The sequence below is a fragment of the Streptomyces sp. NBC_01497 genome (assembly GCF_036250695.1).
Classification (GTDB): Bacteria; Actinomycetota; Actinomycetes; order Streptomycetales; family Streptomycetaceae; genus Streptomyces.
In genome coordinates this window covers 8,044,313-8,061,837 of the sequence record NZ_CP109427.1, presented here as the reverse complement: position 1 = coordinate 8,061,837, position 17,525 = coordinate 8,044,313, and the positions used below count along the sequence as shown (strand labels likewise).

14 protein-coding genes are annotated in these 17,525 nt (G+C 72.6%); 3 read left to right on the top strand and 11 right to left on the bottom strand.

Features of this window, described 5'->3' with window-relative positions:
• Positions 1 to 24: 24 nt before the first annotated feature.
• From OG310_RS34045 to OG310_RS34030, 4 genes are all read right to left on the bottom strand, one after another.
• The gene (locus tag OG310_RS34045; RefSeq protein ID WP_329459697.1) at positions 25 to 1,566 is read right to left on the bottom strand and encodes an alkaline phosphatase D family protein; all 1,542 of its coding nucleotides are present in this window, start codon (positions 1,564 to 1,566) and stop codon (positions 25 to 27) included.
• Between the two features lie 460 nt (positions 1,567 to 2,026).
• The gene (locus OG310_RS34040; protein WP_329459696.1) at positions 2,027 to 3,328 is read right to left on the bottom strand and encodes an MFS transporter; all 1,302 of its coding nucleotides are present in this window, start codon (positions 3,326 to 3,328) and stop codon (positions 2,027 to 2,029) included.
• A gap of 114 nt (positions 3,329 to 3,442) precedes the next feature.
• Entirely contained in the window at positions 3,443 to 4,861 is a 1,419-nt protein-coding gene (locus tag OG310_RS34035) for an APC family permease (RefSeq protein WP_329459695.1), read from the bottom strand.
• On the bottom strand, positions 4,858 to 5,745 hold the full coding sequence (locus OG310_RS34030) for a carbon-nitrogen hydrolase family protein (RefSeq protein ID WP_329459694.1): 888 nt from the start codon (positions 5,743 to 5,745) through the stop codon (positions 4,858 to 4,860). The genes OG310_RS34035 and OG310_RS34030 overlap by 4 nt, the downstream gene beginning before the upstream one ends.
• Positions 5,746 to 6,068: 323 nt before the next feature.
• On the opposite strand from OG310_RS34030, the gene rho reads away from it, so the two are divergent.
• The gene (rho, locus tag OG310_RS34025) at positions 6,069 to 7,223 is read left to right on the top strand and encodes a transcription termination factor Rho (RefSeq protein ID WP_329459693.1); all 1,155 of its coding nucleotides are present in this window, start codon (positions 6,069 to 6,071) and stop codon (positions 7,221 to 7,223) included.
• Between the two features lie 50 nt (positions 7,224 to 7,273).
• On the opposite strand, the gene OG310_RS34020 is transcribed toward rho, so the two are convergent.
• The 7 genes from OG310_RS34020 to OG310_RS33990 form a co-directional block, all read right to left on the bottom strand.
• Positions 7,274 to 8,095, bottom strand: coding sequence for a helix-turn-helix domain-containing protein (locus OG310_RS34020; RefSeq protein ID WP_443078800.1), 822 nt, complete (start codon positions 8,093 to 8,095; stop codon positions 7,274 to 7,276).
• A gap of 142 nt (positions 8,096 to 8,237) precedes the next feature.
• On the bottom strand, positions 8,238 to 8,894 hold the full coding sequence (locus tag OG310_RS34015) for a peptide deformylase (protein WP_329459691.1): 657 nt from the start codon (positions 8,892 to 8,894) through the stop codon (positions 8,238 to 8,240).
• Positions 8,895 to 8,953: 59 nt separating this feature from the next.
• The gene (locus tag OG310_RS34010) at positions 8,954 to 9,922 is read right to left on the bottom strand and encodes an aldo/keto reductase (protein ID WP_329459690.1); all 969 of its coding nucleotides are present in this window, start codon (positions 9,920 to 9,922) and stop codon (positions 8,954 to 8,956) included.
• A gap of 98 nt (positions 9,923 to 10,020) precedes the next feature.
• Positions 10,021 to 11,262 (bottom strand): glycosyltransferase 87 family protein, encoded by a 1,242-nt coding sequence (locus tag OG310_RS34005; protein ID WP_443078799.1) that lies wholly within the window; start codon positions 11,260 to 11,262, stop codon positions 10,021 to 10,023.
• 230 nt (positions 11,263 to 11,492) lie between these two features.
• Positions 11,493 to 12,932 (bottom strand): polyprenol phosphomannose-dependent alpha 1,6 mannosyltransferase MptB, encoded by a 1,440-nt coding sequence (mptB, locus tag OG310_RS34000; RefSeq protein WP_329459689.1) that lies wholly within the window; start codon positions 12,930 to 12,932, stop codon positions 11,493 to 11,495.
• 184 nt (positions 12,933 to 13,116) lie between these two features.
• Positions 13,117 to 14,052 (bottom strand): hydroxymethylbilane synthase, encoded by a 936-nt coding sequence (hemC, locus tag OG310_RS33995; protein ID WP_329459688.1) that lies wholly within the window; start codon positions 14,050 to 14,052, stop codon positions 13,117 to 13,119.
• Positions 14,053 to 14,143: 91 nt separating this feature from the next.
• Complete coding sequence (locus OG310_RS33990; RefSeq protein WP_329459687.1) at positions 14,144 to 15,304, bottom strand: hypothetical protein; 1,161 nt, start codon at positions 15,302 to 15,304, stop codon at positions 14,144 to 14,146.
• Between the two features lie 181 nt (positions 15,305 to 15,485).
• Here OG310_RS33990 and OG310_RS33985 point away from each other — a divergent pair, with 181 nt between their 5' ends.
• The gene (locus OG310_RS33985) at positions 15,486 to 16,490 is read left to right on the top strand and encodes an aminoglycoside phosphotransferase family protein (protein WP_329459686.1); all 1,005 of its coding nucleotides are present in this window, start codon (positions 15,486 to 15,488) and stop codon (positions 16,488 to 16,490) included.
• Positions 16,490 to 17,230 (top strand): class I SAM-dependent methyltransferase, encoded by a 741-nt coding sequence (locus OG310_RS33980; protein ID WP_329459685.1) that lies wholly within the window; start codon positions 16,490 to 16,492, stop codon positions 17,228 to 17,230. The genes OG310_RS33985 and OG310_RS33980 overlap by 1 nt, the downstream gene beginning before the upstream one ends.
• Positions 17,231 to 17,525 lie beyond the last annotated feature (295 nt).

The window sequence follows — 17,525 nt, the reverse complement described above, 5'->3', positions numbered from 1 at the left end:
CGGCGGGAGCGGCGACGGCGCGCGTCAGACGGTGTGCACGCCCGGGTGACCGTCGTCGACCCGCAGGCGGGAGAGGGTGGTGGCCGCCGACGCCGGCTTGCTGACCGTCCCGACGCCGCGCACCTGGGCGTCGACCCCCTGGCGGTCGATGTCGAAGAGGTGGTAGCCGCGGTGGCAGTCGATGAACTTCCAGTGCGGGTTGTCCGGGCGCAGCGGGTCCCACTGGGCGTTGAAGGCGGCGACGTCCTGGTCCCCGTTGGAGCTGATGGAGGTTCCGACGAACTCGGCGCCGACCACGGCTGACTTGGGGTCGGAGAAGTCCTTCTTCAGGTCGCTGATCATCGTCAGGTGGCGGTCGCCGCTGAGCACGACGGGGTTGCTGACGTGCTGGAAGCGGGCCATGAGGTCGTTGCGCTCGACCTGGTAGCCGTCCCACGCGTCGTAGAACCAGTTCTTGCCGGCCCCGGCGACGTTGTCGGTCTCGGCCATCATGATCTGCGAGGCGATCAGGTTCCAGCGGGCGGGCGACCCCTCAAGACCGCTGGTCAGCCAGGCCTTCTGGGTGGCTCCGAGCATGGTCAGCTTCGGGTCCTCGGCGGCGGCGTCCGAGGTGACCTGGTTGCTGCGGAACTGGCGGGTGTCGAGGACGCTGAGGCGGGCCAGGCCACCGAAGTCGAAGCGCCGGTACATCTGGATGTGCGGTCCGTTGGGGACCGCGGTGGCGCGCACCGGCATGTGTTCGTAGTACGCCTGGTAGGCAGCGGTCAGCCGGCTGACGAAGGCGTCGTGGGGCTGCTTGTCCGGGTCCTGGGGCACCTCGCCCGCGAAGTCGTTGTCGACCTCGTGGTCGTCGAAGGTGACGATCCAGGGGGTGGTGGCGTGGATCGCGTTGAGATCGGGGTCCGTGCGGTACTGGGCGTACCGGTTGCGGTACTGGTCGAGGGTGACCGGTTCGCCCTTGCCCTCGTGGACCCGTACGGACGACGTGGTCGGCGCGGACTCGTAGATGTAGTCGCCGACGAACAGGACGAAGTCGGGCTCCTGCTCGCGCATGTCGGCGTACGAGTTGAAGTAGCCCTGCTGCCAGTTCTGGCACGAGGCGAGGGCGACGCGCAGTTTGGAGGGGGCGGAGTCCATGGTGCGGGTCCGGCCGACGGGCGAGAGCTGGTCCCCGGTGCGGAAGCGGTACCAGTACTCGTGACCGGGGAGCAGACCGCGCACGTCGACGTGGACGCTGTGGCCGAACGCGGCCTGGGCGTAGGCGGTGCCCGTGCGCACGATCCGGCTGAACTTCTGGTCCTCGGCGACCTGCCAGGTCACCTCGACGGCCTGGTCGGGCATGCCGCCGCCGTGCAGCGGATCAAGGGCGAGGCGGGTCCAGATGACGACGGCGGTCGTGAGCGGGTCCCCCGACGCGATGCCGAGCGTGAACGGGTCGGGCGCGCGTCTGCGGGCTCGGCGCGGTGCCGCCGAGGCGGCTGCGGCGGTGGTCAACTGTCCTGCGACAAGGGCTCCGGACGCGGCTGCACCGGCGGCGATCAGCCGGCGGCGGGAGATTTCGGGCATGGCGTGGTCCCTTCTGGTGGCGGCAGGGCCGCAGGCAAGATGACAGGCGTACAGGCGTGGGAACCCGACCTTCAGTGGGCAGGGCCATGACATCGACATGTCGATCGGCCCCGCATCAGGTCATATCCGGCGAAGGCGTCCGCCACGCGCGGCGGAACGGATGCGGTCCGCCCGCGGCCATCCGGATGACACGTCGTCAGAAGACATGTCCTGTGCCTACCATGAGCCGGGCCGCCGATGGCGGAACGCGGCGCGAGGAGGCGTCAACATACTCCGCGGGCGGGCCCGGTCCTCGGCCCCGCAACGGATCGCACGTCCCCGCCGTCGCACCTCAGGCCACACGCCCGGATCGCCCGCCGCACCCGGCTCGCTCCCTCCTCCGCCCGGCCGGCTCTCCGACCCGGGATCGCCGCGGGCCCGTGCTCGCGGCCTCTCGGGGCGCCGGGAGGAGCCCGGGGGCTCACGCCTCGTCGACGCGTTCCCCGTGTTCCGCGCCCTGGGCCGGCTGTATCCGCTCCGGCTGCGGCGGCGGTGCGGCCGGTGGCAGGGACACGGCGGCGACCGTGCTGCGCCGGTGGCGGGTGCCGGTGGTGGCGAACTCCGAATACCGCGGCACCCAGCGCAGCAGGGCGCCCGCGGCGACGACGCCCATCGCGCCCATCGCGACGATCCCGGCCGCGAGGCTGCCGAGCGACGCGGCGGCGGAGACGACGAGAGGGCCGCCCGCGCTCCCCGAGTCCGCGCAGAGCCGCCACACCCCGAGGAACTGCGTCCGGGTCCCGGGCGGCGCGACATCCGCGCCGAGTGTCATCAGGATGCCGCTGCCGATGCCGTTGCCGAAGCCCATCAGCATCGCGACCACCGTCAGCGAGACCAGCCCGTGCGTAAGGGGCAGGGCGGCCTGGGTCAGTCCGAGCACCAGCATGGACGGGATGGCGACCCACAGCCGTCCGAGCCGGTCCATGACCATGCCCGACGGGTAGAAGGTGAGCATGTCGATCAGGCCGGCGATGCCGAAGACGACGCTCGTTGTGGAGGCGTTCTGCCCGAGGTGCTCGGCCCACAGCGGCAGCACGGTCTGCCGGGTCGCGCGGACCGATCCGACGAGCAGCACCGCCATGCCGAGCGTGAGGAAGACCTGCTTGTGGTCGCGGACCACCGCGCGCACCGAGACGGGGTTCCTGGCGCCCGTCGCGTGGGCGGACGTCGGATCGGAGACGTCCGGCACGAACAGCAGCACACCCGCGGTGACCGCGGTGAAGCCGAGCGCCAGCCAGTAGATGTCGTGCACGGGCCGGTCCCGCAGCACGGCGGCGCCGATGAACGGTCCGATGAAGGCGCCCACCCTCGACATGCCACCGAGCGTCGACAGCGCCCGGGCCCGCAGACCGACCGGGATGACCTCGGTCAGGTAGGCCTGCCGGGCCAGCACGAACACCGCGTTGGTCGCGCCCGTCGCCGTGACGGCGATCGCCAGCTCCCACACCGTACGGGCGAACGCGCAGCCGCACAGGGTGAGCGCGGCGACGCCCGCGGCCACCAGCATGGCCTTGCGGTCGCCGAGCCGGGCGGCGAGCGCGCCCGCCGGCACGTCGCCGAGGATCTGCCCGACGCCGAGCAGGGCGAGGACGAGCCCGGCGGCGCCCACGGAGGCGCCGAGTGCCCTGCCGCTGAGCGCGAGGATCGGCGCCAGCGCGCCCATGCCCGTCTCGAAGGTGAGCGCCGGAAGGAAGACGGCGGGTACCAGGCTGAGCAGGGTCACAGGGCGGGAGGACACCGTGAGCGGCCTCATTTCACAGATGCGGGACCGGAGGCGGACTCCACAAGATAACCAGAGCCGCCGTCCCGTTTGGCGACCCGTCCGATGGTTGGACGTTCAGACCTTTCCGACTGTCCGCTGGTCATCCTGCGGGTCGTCCTCACTGAAGTCCAGAGCCGGGGGCGGCCTGCGGAACAGACGAGTCAGCCATGCCAGATAGAGGATGCCGATGACCAGCCACGCGAGGCCCAGCTCGATGGCCCTGCCATCCAGGTGCGCGAGCAGCCACACGTCGACGGCGGCGCCGATGAGCGGCGCGACGACGTGGCCCGCGACACCCGGCGCACGACCGGCCCTGCGCTCTCTGATGAAGGTCACGATCACCGAGAGGTTGACGAAGGTGAAGGCGGTGAAGGCACCGAAGTTGATGAACGACGTGGACGTCGCCACGTCGAGCGTCAGGGCGATCAGGCCCACCGCCCCGGTCAGCAGCACATTGAACGCGGGGGTGCGGAAGCGCTGGTGGATATAGCCGAAGACACGCCTGGGCAGCGCGTCGTCACGCCCCATTGCATACAGCAACCGGGCGGTGCTGGCCTGCGCCGCGATGCCCGAGGCCGTCTGCGCGACGACCAGACCGGCGAGGAAGACCGACGAGAAGACGTCGCCGCCGATGGTCTTGGCGATCTCGAAGGCCGCCGAGCCGGTGTCGTCGAAGTGGCTGCCGGGGTGCGCGAGCTGGGTGACGTACGCCACAAGGACGAAGATGCCGCCGCCGATGAGGGCGATCAGCAGGATCGCGCGCGGCATGGTCCTGCGCGGGTCGACGGTCTCCTCAGTGAGGGTCGTGACAGCGTCGAAGCCCAGGAAGGAGTACGCGGCGAGCGCCGCTCCGGAGGAGACCGCGGAGACCGTGGTGGCGTTGTTCCAGAAGGGGGTGGAGTCCGCGAGTCCGCCGCCGCCGTGCAACTGGACGATGTGGTGGGCCGACAGGACGACGAACGCCGCGATGACCAGCACCTGGAAGACCATCAGCAGGTCGTTGACGCGCTCCGCGGTCCTGATGCCCCGGACGTTGAGCGCGGTGGTGAGCAGGATGAACGCGAGGATCCACACCCAGAACGGCACACCCGGCCACTGGGCCTGCAGATAGGACGCGCCGATCAGCCAGATCACCATCGGCAGGAAGAAGTAGTCGAGCAGGGTGGCCCAGCCGATCAGGAACCCGACGCGGCCGTCGATCGCGCGGCTGACATACGTGTATGCGGAGCCCGCCACGGGGTGCGTGGCGGCCATCCGGCCGTAACTGTGCGCGGTGAACAGCATGGCGACCAGCGCCAGCGCGTACGCGATGGGCACCGCGCCGTGGGTCGCGTCGGCGACGACGCCGAAGGTGCCGAGCACGATCAGCGGGGTCATGTACGCGAGGCCGAACAGGACGACGGACCGAAGGCCCAGCGTCCTGTTCAGCTTCGGTGAGGACGGCTCAGAGGGCGAGGACGGCCCGGAGGGTGACGAAGGGGTCGACGAACTCATGCGCGGGCCTCCCCCGCCGTCGCCGGTCGCCACTGGCGGGGATCGATCCGGCCCCCGTACAGGGGCAGTTCGAGCGGGCTGTCGTCCTCGCCGAACACGTCCCACACACGGGTGACGCCGGCGGTGCCGTACTTCCTGACCCGCGTCACGTCGTCCAGGTCCAGCACATCGGTCAGCACGGTGGGCGCCTCGGACGGCGCTTCGACGCGCACGCGCCCCTCCGGGTCGACGGTGAGGCTGCGCCCCGTGCCGACCGGACCCGCGGTGTTCACACTCACCACATGGACCTGGTTGACGATGGCGTTGGCCCGCGCGAGCACGATCTCCTGCGCACGGTCCGCGGTCGTGGTCATCACCGGGTTGACGACCACCTCGGCCCCCATCCACGCCAGATGGCGGGTCACCTCGGGGTACCACGCGTCGTAGCAGACGGAGAAACCGATCCGTCCCGTGTCCGGGACGTCGAAGACGACGAAGCGGTCGCCCGCGTCGTAGGGCTCGTAGGGGCGCCACGGGAAGATCTTGCGGTACGAGGCGACGAGGCGGCCCTCGGGTGAGAACGCGAGCGCGGTGTTGAACAGCTCACCACCGGAGCCGAGTTCGCACACCGTGCCGGGCAGCAGCCACACCTTCAGGTCGCCGGCGAGTTCGGCGAGCGCGGTGACGCGGGGACCGTCGAGCGGTTCGGCGGCGGCCCTGAGCTGCTCGTGGTTGTCCGGCGCGCCGGGATCGACGCCGCACAGGTGCATTTCGGGATGGATCACCATCCGGGTGCCGGGGAGGCGGCCCAGCAGGTGTTCGGTGTCCGAGGCGAAGCCGGCGAAGGCAGCGGAGGCCGGGTGGGGAGGCGCCTGGACCAGTGCGAGGGGGAGTGGTCGGGACATGGCCTCGAAACTAGATCAGAACGATCACAGGGGCCAGATGACGCGGCGCCCCCGCGGTCCCCGCCCATGCCGCCGCCCGGTCGTGGTAGTCTTCGTCCAGTACGTCGTACGCCCGATCCCACAAACCGCATGGAGCGGTGGGTCGCAGCGCGTCCGTACTGGCCTCTCGGATCTCACCAGCTCCTGTTTCACGTACCCGTTGGCGTGCGTGTCGGAGCTCTGACGATGGACGGCCGCCGCCCGACGAACGGGCCTGGCACAACCCCCTCCCGCTCCACCACCGGCCGGTCAGCGGCCGATCCGCCGTATGCGAAAGGCACTTCATGACCACCACCACACTCCACCGCTCCCCCGCGGCGACCGACGGGCACCAGGCCGCGCCGGCGGCGGGGATCCTCGACATCACGCCCGCGGGGCACGGATTCCTGCGCGGACCCGGCCTGTTGCCGGAGCCGGGCGACCTTCAGGTACCGGCCGCGTTGATCCGCCGCTTCGGCCTGCGGACCGGCGACGCGGTCGAGGGCGTTCGCGAGGGCGGCCGTGCCCTCACCCGAGTCGAACGGCTCGCCGGGCTGCCGCCGGAAACGCTCACCGCCAGGCCCCGCTTCCAGGACCTGACTCCTCTCCACCCGGCCGGGCGGCTGCGGTTCGAGACCCCGCGCGGCGGCCTCGCGGGCCGTGTCCTCGACCTCGTCGCCCCCGTCGGCAAGGGACAGCGGGGACTGATCGTCGCGCCGCCGAAGACCGGAAAGACCGTCCTGCTCCAGCAGATCGCCGCGGCTGTGGCCCACAACCACCCGGAGTGCGCCCTGATGGTGCTGCTCCTCGACGAACGGCCCGAGGAGGTCACCGACATGCGCAGGTCCGTGCGCGGCCAGGTGTTCGCGTCCACCTTCGACCGGCCCGCCAAGGAGCACATCGCACTCGCCGGGCTCGCCGTCGAGACCGCCAAGCGGCGGGTGGAGCGCGGCGAGGACGTCGTGCTGCTGCTCGACTCGCTGACCCGACTGTGCCGGGCACACAACAACGCGGCCTCGTCCGGCGGGCGTACGCTCAGCGGCGGCGTGGACGCGGGCGCGCTCCTCGGCCCCAAGCGGCTGTTCGGCGCCGCCCGCCGCACCGAGGAGGCCGGCTCGCTGACGATCCTCGCGACGGCCCTCGTGGAGACGGGTTCACGCGCGGACGACTTCTACTTCGAGGAGCTCAAGAGCACGGGGAACATGGAACTCCGGCTCGACCGCGCGGCGGCCGACCGCCGGATCTTCCCCGCCGTCGACATCGCCCCCTCGGGCACACGGCGCGAGGAACTCCTGCTCTCGCCAGGAGAGTTGGCAACCGTACGGGGACTGCGCCGGGCCCTGCGCGGCCGCGAGGGCCAAGGGGGCCTGGAGACCCTGCTCGACCGCCTCAGGAGCACCCCGGACAACGCGGCCTTCCTGCGGCAGGTGCACGGGACCGTACCCGGCGCCACCGCGTAGGCCCGGCACCCGGAGGAGGCGTACGGGCACGCCGGGCCGGCGCACCGCCCTCACGAGTAATCCGCGCGTATTCTTCGCAGCTCGTCACGGCTCTCCCGCACGGACCGGGCGCGCGCCGAGAGGTTGTCGAGCACCTCCAGGTAGGCGGAGCTGTCGGGCCGCCGGTCGAGGTAGACGGCGCCGGTGAGGTTCTCGGTGTAGACGATGTCCGGCAGTTCCACCACGTCGAAACGGAACAGGTGGAAGGGGCCGAAGGCACCGAGGTGCGGTCCGATCGAGAACGGCAGCAGCTGGAGTGTGACGTTCGGCAGCGTGGTCGCCTCGATGAGCCGGTCCAACTGGCCGTCCATCACACCGGTGTCGCCCACCGGCCGGCTCAGCACGGCCTCCTCCATGAGGATCCAGAGCATCGGGGCGTCGGCCTTGGTCAGCAGCTGCTGACGCTTGACGCGCAGCGCGACCCGCCGCTCAAGGACCTCCGCGTTCCGGGGCATGCCCGCGCCGAGCACCCCCCTGGCGTACTCCTCGGTCTGCAACAGGCCAGGCACGTAGTGGGGTTCGTAGGCCCTGATCAGGCTGGCCTCGTCCTCCAGGCTGACGTAGGCGCCGAACCACCCCGGTACCGCGTCGCGGTAACGGTGCCACCATCCCGGCTTGTTGGCGGCCTTGACCAGTTCCACGAACTGGTCGGCCTCCGCGGAGTCGACTCCGTACAGACCCAACAGCAGCCGCACATACGGCAGTTTGAAGGTGACCTCGGAGTTCTCCATCCTGCGGATGGTCAGCGGGGTGACATCCAGCAGCCGGGCCGCACTCTCCCGGCTCGCTCCGGCGCGCTCGCGCAGCGCGAGAAGACGCTTGCCGATCACCATGCGCAGGACTGTGGGGGCGCTGGCACCGCCGGAACCTCCCGGCCGGGCCTCACTCATCGTGCGATCACCGCCTGACACCCTTTCACCCAGCCGATTCTGGCAGGTGATTCGGCGATCATCCAGGGATGTGCCGGTCTTCGTCTCATGCCCCCGCCTCCCTCGCGTTGCCCGGCAGGTCGAACCCGAGGTCGCGCGCGGCGGCCTCCGGGGTCGGCTGCGACCAGCGGTCGCGCACGTCCTGGGTGCTGGACAGGGACCGGATCTCGGCGATGTCGAGGTACAGCGTCCCGTCGAGGTGGTCGGTCTCGTGCTGGACGATGCGGGCGGGCCACCCGGCGAACTCCTCGTCCAGTTCCCTGCCGTGCTCGTCCTGGCCGCGCAGGCGGACCGCGGCGTGGCGTACGGTCACGGCGCCCCAGCCCGGCACGCTCAGGCAGCCCTCGAAGAACGCTGCCCGCCCCGGGCCGGCCGCCTCGTAGCGCGGGTTGACCAGGACCCGGAAGGGCTGCGGCACCCGCCCCCTGACCACGGCGACCTCCTCGGGCACCTCCGCGGGGTCCTCGATGACGGCGAGTCGCAGCGGGATCCCGATCTGCGGGGCCGCGAGGCCCACACCCGGGGCGGCGTGCAGCGTCTCGCGCATCGCGGCGACGAGGCGGGCGAGACGGTCCGGGCCGAGCTCCCCCTCGTACGGCGGGACGGGCCGGCGCAGCACCGGGTCGCCCGCGCTGACGACGGCGGCGGGCCGCTCGCCTTCGAGGAGGGCGTCCACGAGTTCGACTGGGGTCCTGGTTCGCATGCAACAAGCCTGCCAGACGCCGCCCCGGGCCCCGAGGCGGCGTCCCTCTCACGGGGTGGTCAGTGACCGGCGACGCTGTGCGGCCGGTACGCCTCCTCCAACTGCGCGACCTCGTCCGCCTCCAGGCGCAGGTCGAGGGAGGCCACGGCGTCCTCCAACTGCCCGGAGCGGGTGACGCCGACGATGGGCGACGTCACGACGGGCCGCTGCGAGACCCAGGCCAGCGCCACCTGCGCAGGGGAGACGGAGTGCTTGAGCGCCACGTCGGCGACCCGCTCCACCACGGTCCGGTCCTCGGGGTGGTACAGCGTCTTGCCGAACCCGTCGGTGTCGGAGCGCGCCGTCTGCGCGTCCCAGGGCCTCGTGAGCCTGCCGCGGGCGAGCGGACTCCACGGGATGACGCCGATGCCCTGGTCGGCGCAGAAGGGGAGCATGTCCCGCTCCTCCTCGCGGTAGATCAGGTTGTAGTGGTTCTGCATGGACACGAACCGCGTCCAGCCGTGCAGGTCCGCGGTGTAGAGCGCCTTGGCGAACTGCCAGGTGTACATCGAACTGGCACCTATGTAACGCGCCTTGCCGGCCTTGACCACGTCGTGCAGGGCCTCCAGGGTCTCCTCGATGGGGGTGAGCGGGTCCCAGCGGTGGATCTGGTAGAGGTCGACGTAGTCGGTGCCGAGCCGGCGCAGGCTGTTGTCGATCTCCGCGAGGATGGCCTTGCGCGAGAGGCCCGCGCCGTTCGGGCCGGGCCGCATCCGGTTGAAGATCTTGGTCGCGATGACGACCTCGTCGCGGCGCGCGAAGTCCTTCAGCGCCCGGCCGGTGATCTCCTCGCTCGACCCGTCCGAGTAGACGTTCGCCGTGTCGAAGGTGGTGATGCCGGCGTCCAGTGCCTGCTTGATGAGGGCCCGGCTCGCCTCCTCGCCGAGACTCCAGGGGTGCGTGCCCCGCTCGGGCTCGCCGAAGCTCATACAGCCCAGGGTGATGGCGGAGACCTCAAGACCGGTGTTGCCCAACCGCGTGTAGCGCACGAACCGCTTCTTTCTCGTTCACTCCCGACGGCCGCCGGGACGGGCCTGACCTGACGGGCCTACCGGGGCACGGGGATGCCCTGGTCAGCCCATTGACCCTAACGAGAGGGGTCATCCGGGGACAAGGGCCCCCCGGTCGGCCCTTCTCCCCCTCCGCTGCCCGCGCGCTGCCCGGTCGGCGCCGGGGCGCGCGCCGGGAGCGCCACGAGCAGCCCGAGCGTGATCCAGACGAACGCGTTCGAGCCGACGAACGCGAGCGGCCCGGTGGACCCGTCGTGCCACAGCCATACGAGAGAGCTGCACAGGAGGACGTACAGCACCGCGCAGAGCGCCAGCGGACCCCGCGCGCGGCGCCGGAGACCCCCGTCGAGGAGCACCGCGAGCGCGGGCAGGGCCCACACCAGGTGGTGCACCCAGGTGACGGGGCTGACCAGGCAGGCAGCAAGGCCGGTCAGGGCGAACCCCGCGGGGTCGTCGCCGGCTGCCACGGCGGCCCGGGCCCTGCGGATCCAGACGGCGAGCACGGCGGCGGCGCACAGCAGCCACGCCGTGTGGGTGTCGGAGCCGGGCGCGAGGCGGGCCAGCACACCCTGCAAGGACTGGTTGGAGACGTACGAGAGCCGGCCGACGCGGCCGGTGTCGAAGAGGGCGCCGGTCCAGAACGTCCGCGACGCGCCGGGATCGACCGCCGCGGCGAGCAGGGTGGCCGCGGCAGCGGTGCCCGCCGCGACGGCGGCCTGCCTGCGGCGCCCGGTGACGAGGAGGTAGCCGATGAACAGGGCTGGGGTGAGCTTCACGGCGGCGGCCAGCCCGGTGGCGACACCCGCGTACCGGCCGCGCCCGGTGGCCAGCAGCCGGGCGTCCGCCTGGACGAGCACGACGAGGACGAGGTTGACCTGGCCGAAGCTGAAGGTGTCGTTGACCGGTTCGAGGAGCGCGAAGAGACAGCCGATGACGGTGTACGCGAACCAGGGCCGCCAGCCCTGGCGGCGTATGACGTGATCCAGCCACCAGTACAGCAGCAGGCAGGACGCGAGGGCCGAGAGGGCGAGGCCGATCGCGACGGCGCCGGGCCACGACACCAGCGCCATCGGAGCCATCACGACGGCGGCGAACGGCGGATAGGTGAAGCCGTAGTGGGTGCCGGGGCGTACGTAGTCGTAGATGCGGCCCCCGTGGTGCGTCCACGCGTCGACGGTGCCGTAGTAGACGCCGATGTCGAAGAAGTGCCGGAACAGCGGGACGGTCACGAGGAAAACTGCCGTCGCGGCGACCAGCGCACCCGCGGTGGTGGCGCGGCGCCCCGCCGAGGAGGTCGGCGCGGCCGCGGCCCGGGACACACCGCCCCGGACCCGAGAGGCCGGCCGGGCCGGCAGCGCGTCGCGGGCGGTGGCCGGGGAGCGCGGCGCCGGATGGACGGGGAGGGGGACGGGGACGGGGACGGGGACGGGTGAACGGTGCCCGGTCGCCGGGGGTCCGGACGCCTGCAGGGGTGGCGGGGACGAAGAAGGCTGAGTGACGGGCCGGTTCTTCGCGGCGCGGGCCGAACCGGCCGCGGCGCGCCCGCCGTTCACAGCGCGGTCCTCGGGAGCGAGGGCGCCACCGGCGACGCGGCAGGGGCGAGCAGGAGCATCCACCACAACGCCAGGACAGCGAGCACACCACCGCACACGGCCAGGGTCAACTGGAGCCCACCGGGCGGGAATCCGTCCGGCATGAGGACGAACGCGAGGGCTCCGCCCACCGCCGCGGCGCCGGTGCGCAGCCGGCCGGCCGGCGCCGACGCGCCCACCAGGACGAGACCCCACAGCGCGTACCAGGGCCGCAGCGCCGGGCCCAGCAGGAAGACGGCCAGGAGACTCAAGCCGAGGGCGTGGACGGCCCCGAGCCGGGCCCGGCGCAGCCAGGCCGCCACCACCAGCGCGGCGGTGCCCGCGAGCCCGAGCCTGCGCCACAGCGGCACGGCCAACCGCGCCAGTGCGTCGTCGCCGGGCACGGCGCCCAGGACAGCGGCGGTGATCCGGCCGAGACCGCTGGTCAGTGACCAGTTCCCGGACGAGACGGGCGTGCCGAGGGTGCCGATCCAGCCGTATCCGGTACCGACGAGAGCGGTCACCAAAACCGTGGTCGCGAGGGCGAGCACCGCCGTCATGGCGAGGGCCCTGACGGTACGTGCCCTGCCCGTGAGGGCGGGCGCCCACAGTGCCGCGACGGCGGGCAGGCCCAGCGCGGCGGGCGCCTTGACGAGGCCGGCGAGTGTGACGAGCACGGTGGCGACGAGCGGCCGGCCGCCGGCCGCCACCGCGAGTCCCGCGACGAGCAGCCCGAGCATCAGGGCGTCGTTGTGGGCACCGGAGACGAGGTGCAGCACCACCAGCGGGTTGAGCGCGCCCAGCCACAGGGCCGCCGCCGGGTCGACACCGCAACGGCGGGCGAGGACCGGCAACAGCGCGACGAGCAGACCCACGCCGAGCAGCGCCACACCGCGCATGCCGAGGACGCCCGCGCCCACATCGGACCCGGTGAGCCGGGCGGCCCGGCCCGCGACGGCGAGGAAGACCGGACCGTAGGGGGCAGGGGTGTGCGCCCACACCGGCGCGACCTCGGCGGCGAGCGGGCCGCCAAGGTCGGCGGGGCCGTGGTGGTACACGTCGATCCCGCCGTCGACCATGGCGCCCTGCGCGAGGTAGCTGTAGACGTCCCTGCTGAACAGCGGCGGGCCGCACAGCAGCGGAGCGGCCCACACGAACAGGGTGAGCACCAGCTCGCGCGGCGCGGGCGGACGCGGCCCGCGCAGTGCGCCGCCGAGCCACCACCACGCGGCCACCAGCAGCACGAGCCCGAAGTACCCGCACAGCACGCCGAGGGCGACGCGGCCGGCGGAGGGCGGGAAGGTGTCGTGCACCGGGAGGGCGCCGGCCGTGAGCCCGCCCGCCGTCAGCGCGAGTGACCCGGTGAACCCGAGGATGCGGCAGCGGCCCGGGTCGAGGTCCACGTTCAGGGCGAGCATCCGTGGACGATCTCAGTCCCCGGTGACGCCGGGGGAACGGCAGCGCCACGCCGGGATGGCGGACGCCTGGCGTCCGTTCGCCGGGGCCGCGGGGCGAGAGCTGCGGCGCTCGCCGCCCGGGAGCCGCGCCCCGCCAGGCGGCACGGCCCTCAGCCGTGCCGCGTACGCGGGAGGAAGCCGGCCGTCAGTGCGCGATGCCGTCGATCAGGTCGCGCGCGCCCTGGCGGAGCAGGCTGACCGCGACCGAGGTGCCGAGCGTCGCCGGGTCGAGCGGGCCCGCCCACTCGTGCGCGTTGAGGACGGTCTTGCCGTCCGGGGAGAACACGCACGCGCGCAGCGACAGGTCGCCGCCCCGCTCGGCCTTCGCGAAGCCCGCGATGGGCGAGTTGCAGTGGCCCTGAAGGACGTGCAGGAACATCCGCTCGGCGGTGGTCTCGCGGTAGGTGTCCGGGTCGCCGAGGTCGCTCACCGTGTCGATGACGGCGGTGTCGCCCTCGCGGCACTGCAGGGCCAGCACTCCGGCGCCGATCGGCGGGCACATCGTGTCCGTGGACAGGATCTCCGTGATCACGTCCTCGCGGCCGATCCGGGCGAGCCCGGCGGCGGCGAGCAGCAGCGCGTCGACATCGCCCGCTGCGAGCTTGTCGAGCCGGCGGTTGGCGTTGCCCCGCAGCGGAACGCACTCCAGGTGCGGGTGCGACGCGGCGAGCTGGGCGACGCGGCGCACGGACGACGTGCCGATCCTGGTGCCGTCCGGCAGTTCGTCGAGGGTGAGTCCGCCGGGGTGGATCAGCGCGTCCCGCACGTCGTCCCGCTTGAGGAACGCCGCGAAGGTGGTGCCCGCGGGCAGCGGCCGGTCCGCGGGGATGTCCTTCACGCAGTGCACCGCGAGGTCGGCCTCGCCCGCGAGGAGGGCCGCGTCGACCTCCTTGGTGAACGCGCCCTTGCCCTCGACCTTGGACAGGTCCCCGAGCCACTTGTCGCCCGTGGTCTTCACCGGGACGACCTCGGTGGTGATGCCGGGGTGGGCCGCGCTCAGCTCGGCGCGGACGCGCTCCACCTGGGCCAGGGCCATCGGCGAGTCGCGGGAGACGATACGGACGATCTCAGGGACGGACATGTCGACCTACGATAGTCGCTCCCGGCCGCCGCCCGGCGCCGGGCCCACCCGTCCGGCGGCAGGCGGCCCGGCGCACAACCCCCGCCCGGCGTCAGTGCGGGCTGGTGAACACGGCTCCTGTGCGAAGGGCCCAGGTCACGGTGGAGCGGGCGGTGTCGGCCAGCGGACGGGCCCGGTACCCCGCGTCCCGCGCGCGCCGTGTGGAGAGCTGGAAGACGGCGTCGTCACTGCCGTCGGCCGGCTGCACGATGCCTGCCGCATGCTCGTCGACGTTGCGGGCGGGCCCTCCGTGGCGGACACCCGACGCGTTCGCCGCGTGTCGGCTGTCGCCGTCCTGCGCCTCGGGCGTCCCGCACCCCTCGGGCGTCCGGTGTCCCTTTCCCTTGTTCATCTCGTTCATCTCGTTCGTCTCGGGCGTCCCGTTGGTCTCGGGGTACCCGTATGCCTCGGCGCCCTTCCGTGGTCCCGGCTCGTTCCACGGACCCGTCCACCGCACACGAGCCGTACCGCCGCAGGCCGCCCGGCAGGTCTCCAGCATCGTCGCGAACGTGACGGGCGGCGCGGTCACGTTGTAGGGACCGGGCAACGGGACGGTCGCCATGCGGACCATGAACGCCGCGAGATCACGGGCGTCGGTGATCTGGAGGGGCTGGCCGGGGCGGGCCGCGCACGGCACGGTGCCGTCCCTCCCGCCCTCTCCCGCCATGGCGAGTGCCCAGCCGGGGAAGGCACCGAAGGGGTCCCCGGGACCCGTGACGAGCCCGGCCCGCACCAGTGTCGCGCGGCCGTCGCACTCCTCCACCGCGGCGCGCTCCGCCGCCGCCTTCAGCGGTCCGTACGTCTGCGCCGTGAAGCTCCCGACCTCCTCAGGCGTGCGCCCCGGGGGCAGGTCGAGCCGCCGCAGCGGGACGTCCTCGGTGCGACCGGCGGTGGCCGAGCGCGGGTAGACGGCGATGCTCGACATCAGCACGTAGTGACGGACGCGGGGCGCGAGCAGGCGGGCGGTGGCCCTCACCTGCCGGGGCAGGAAACCGCTGAAGTCGACGACGGCGTCCCACTCCCCCGTGCGCAACGCGGCAAGACCGCTCCGCGGGTCCGTGTCCCGGTCGCCGAACAGGCGCCGCACGCCCGGGAACAGCGCGGGCCCGGTGCGGCCGCGGTGGAACAGCGTCAGGTCGTGCCCCCGACTCAGGGCGTGGGTGACGAAGTGGCGGCCGAGGTACTTGGTACCGCCGAGGACGAGCAGACGCACAGGAACTCCCTGACAGGACGGGCCGGCAGGCGGGGAAGGCGGCAGCGGGCTCTTCGATCGCGGCCCGGCGCCGGCCTGGCGGCTGTTGACGGTGGCTGGTGACTGGTGGCAGTGGCAGGTAGCGCATGGCCGGTGATGCGGGCAGGTGGGCGTTCTGCTGCCCGGGCCGCATGATGGCGCGGTGGATCACGTATCGGGTACCGGTTTTCCCGTCCCTCCCTTCCGCGGCACCACCGGGCCTCCCGGCGTGTCGGCCGCCGCACTGCCCGCCTGGCTGACGGACGGGTACGTACCGCTAGGACGCGGTGCGAAGCCGGTACGGGGCTGGCGGCTGCGCGCGTGGGGCCTCTCCGAGGTGTGGCGGCTCGAACTCACAGGCGGGAAAGGGCCGAAGACCGTGATCGTGAAGCGCGCGACGGGCGGGATGGCGGCCGAGGCCGCCCGCTACCGGAGCCTGGTGGTGCCGCTCGGGCTGCCGGCGCCGCGCCTGCTGGCGTCGGTGGGCGGCGAAGGCGACGGCGCGGTGGTGCTGGTCCTGACCGACGCGGGAACGCACACGCTGGAGCAGCGGCCGAGCGCCGAGGGGTACGGCGAGGCCGTACGGGCACTGGCGCGGATGCGCGCGGCGGCATCGCGGCGGCTCACCCGGCAGGACAGAGCGCCGGCGCCGGTGCGTGACGCGGCACGCTTCGCCGAGTCCGCGCGGGTCGCGGCGGCGGGCGTGGCCCGGTTGCGGCCACGGCTCGCCGGAGCGCTGGACGGGCCCGCCCGGTGGCTCGCCGCGCACCTGGACGACACCGCGCCGCCCACGGTGGTGCACAGCGACTTCCACCCGAAGAACCTGGTGCTCGGTCCGGACGGCGCCGTCACGGTCGTCGACTGGCCACTCGCGTATGTGGGCGGGCATCTCGGCGATCTGTACTGCCTGCTGCGGGACGCGCGAAAGGCAGGACTGGCCGAGCAGGTCGGCGTGGCGGCACTGCCCGGGGTCTTCGCGCGGGCGGCGGGCCTGCCTCCCGGTGGGGTCCTGTCGGATCTGGCGGTCGGCGGGCTGTGCTGGACGGTGCAGGCGCTGCGGTGGGTCGTCGAGGAGGGTGTCGGTGTGGTGGCGGACTGGCCGCAGTGGCTGGACGAGTTGGTGGCGGACGCCAGGGGGCTCACGGGCGGCGCCTACGCTGGGGGGTGATGTTCTTCGACCGTGGGCCCTCCCTCACCGAACTGGCCGTTCAGGCACTGTCGTCCGTGGAACACGGATACGACCTGCTGGCGCCGAAGTTCGACGCGACTCCCTTCCGCACGCCGGGGCCGTTCCTCGACGCGGTGGTCTCCGCGGTGCGCCCGCTCGGCCCGTTCCGCACCGGGCTCGACGTGTGCTGCGGTACCGGAGCGGGGGTACGGGCACTGCGCCGCGTGTGCGAGGAGCGGGTGACCGGCCTCGACTTCAGTCCTGGCATGCTCGCGCAGGCCCGGAGAGCGTTCGCGGGGGTCCCGTCGGATTCCGGCGGGGCGCCGGATGTGGAGTGGGTACGGGCGGACGCACGGGCACTTCCGTTCGACGAAGTGTTCGATCTCGCCACCAGTTTCGGCGCTTTCGGGCACTTCCTGCCCACCGAGCGGCCCGCGGTGTTCGCGGGTGTGCACGCGGCGCTGAGGCCGGGCGGCCTCTTCGTTTTCCCGCTCCCCGCGCCGGCGCGGGTGGGGTCACTGCCCTACTGGGCGATGTGGGGGTTCGACGCCGCGATGCGGGTGCGCAACGCGGTGTGGAGGCCGCCGTTCGTCATGTACTACCGGACCTTCGGGCTGCCCGACGCGCTGCGCGAGTTGGCGGACGCGGGCTTCTCCGTGCGGTTGCGGGCCGCCGAGAGCTTCGGCAGGAGGGCCGACGGCGCCCCCCGGTGTCTGACGGTCCTCGCACGCAAGGCGTGAACGGTACACCGCCACGCGGTCGGGTGCGCCCATAGCCCGGAAAGCGCGCGTCAACTACCGTGCACGTTCTACGCTTTCTGTCACACGCACGGTACCGGGGCCCCCGAATCCGCCGCCGGCGACCGCGACGGGGACGGAAGGGTTTGTGGGAAGGGCGCGTTCATGCACGTCAGGAAGGGTGTGTACGGTGGTGCCCGATGCGTTCGCCGTGAACAGGAACCGGTGTCGAACCCGAGTCGTTGTGCATGCGTGTGACGCCGAACGATCACCTGCCGCCCACGTGGCGCCGTGGAGA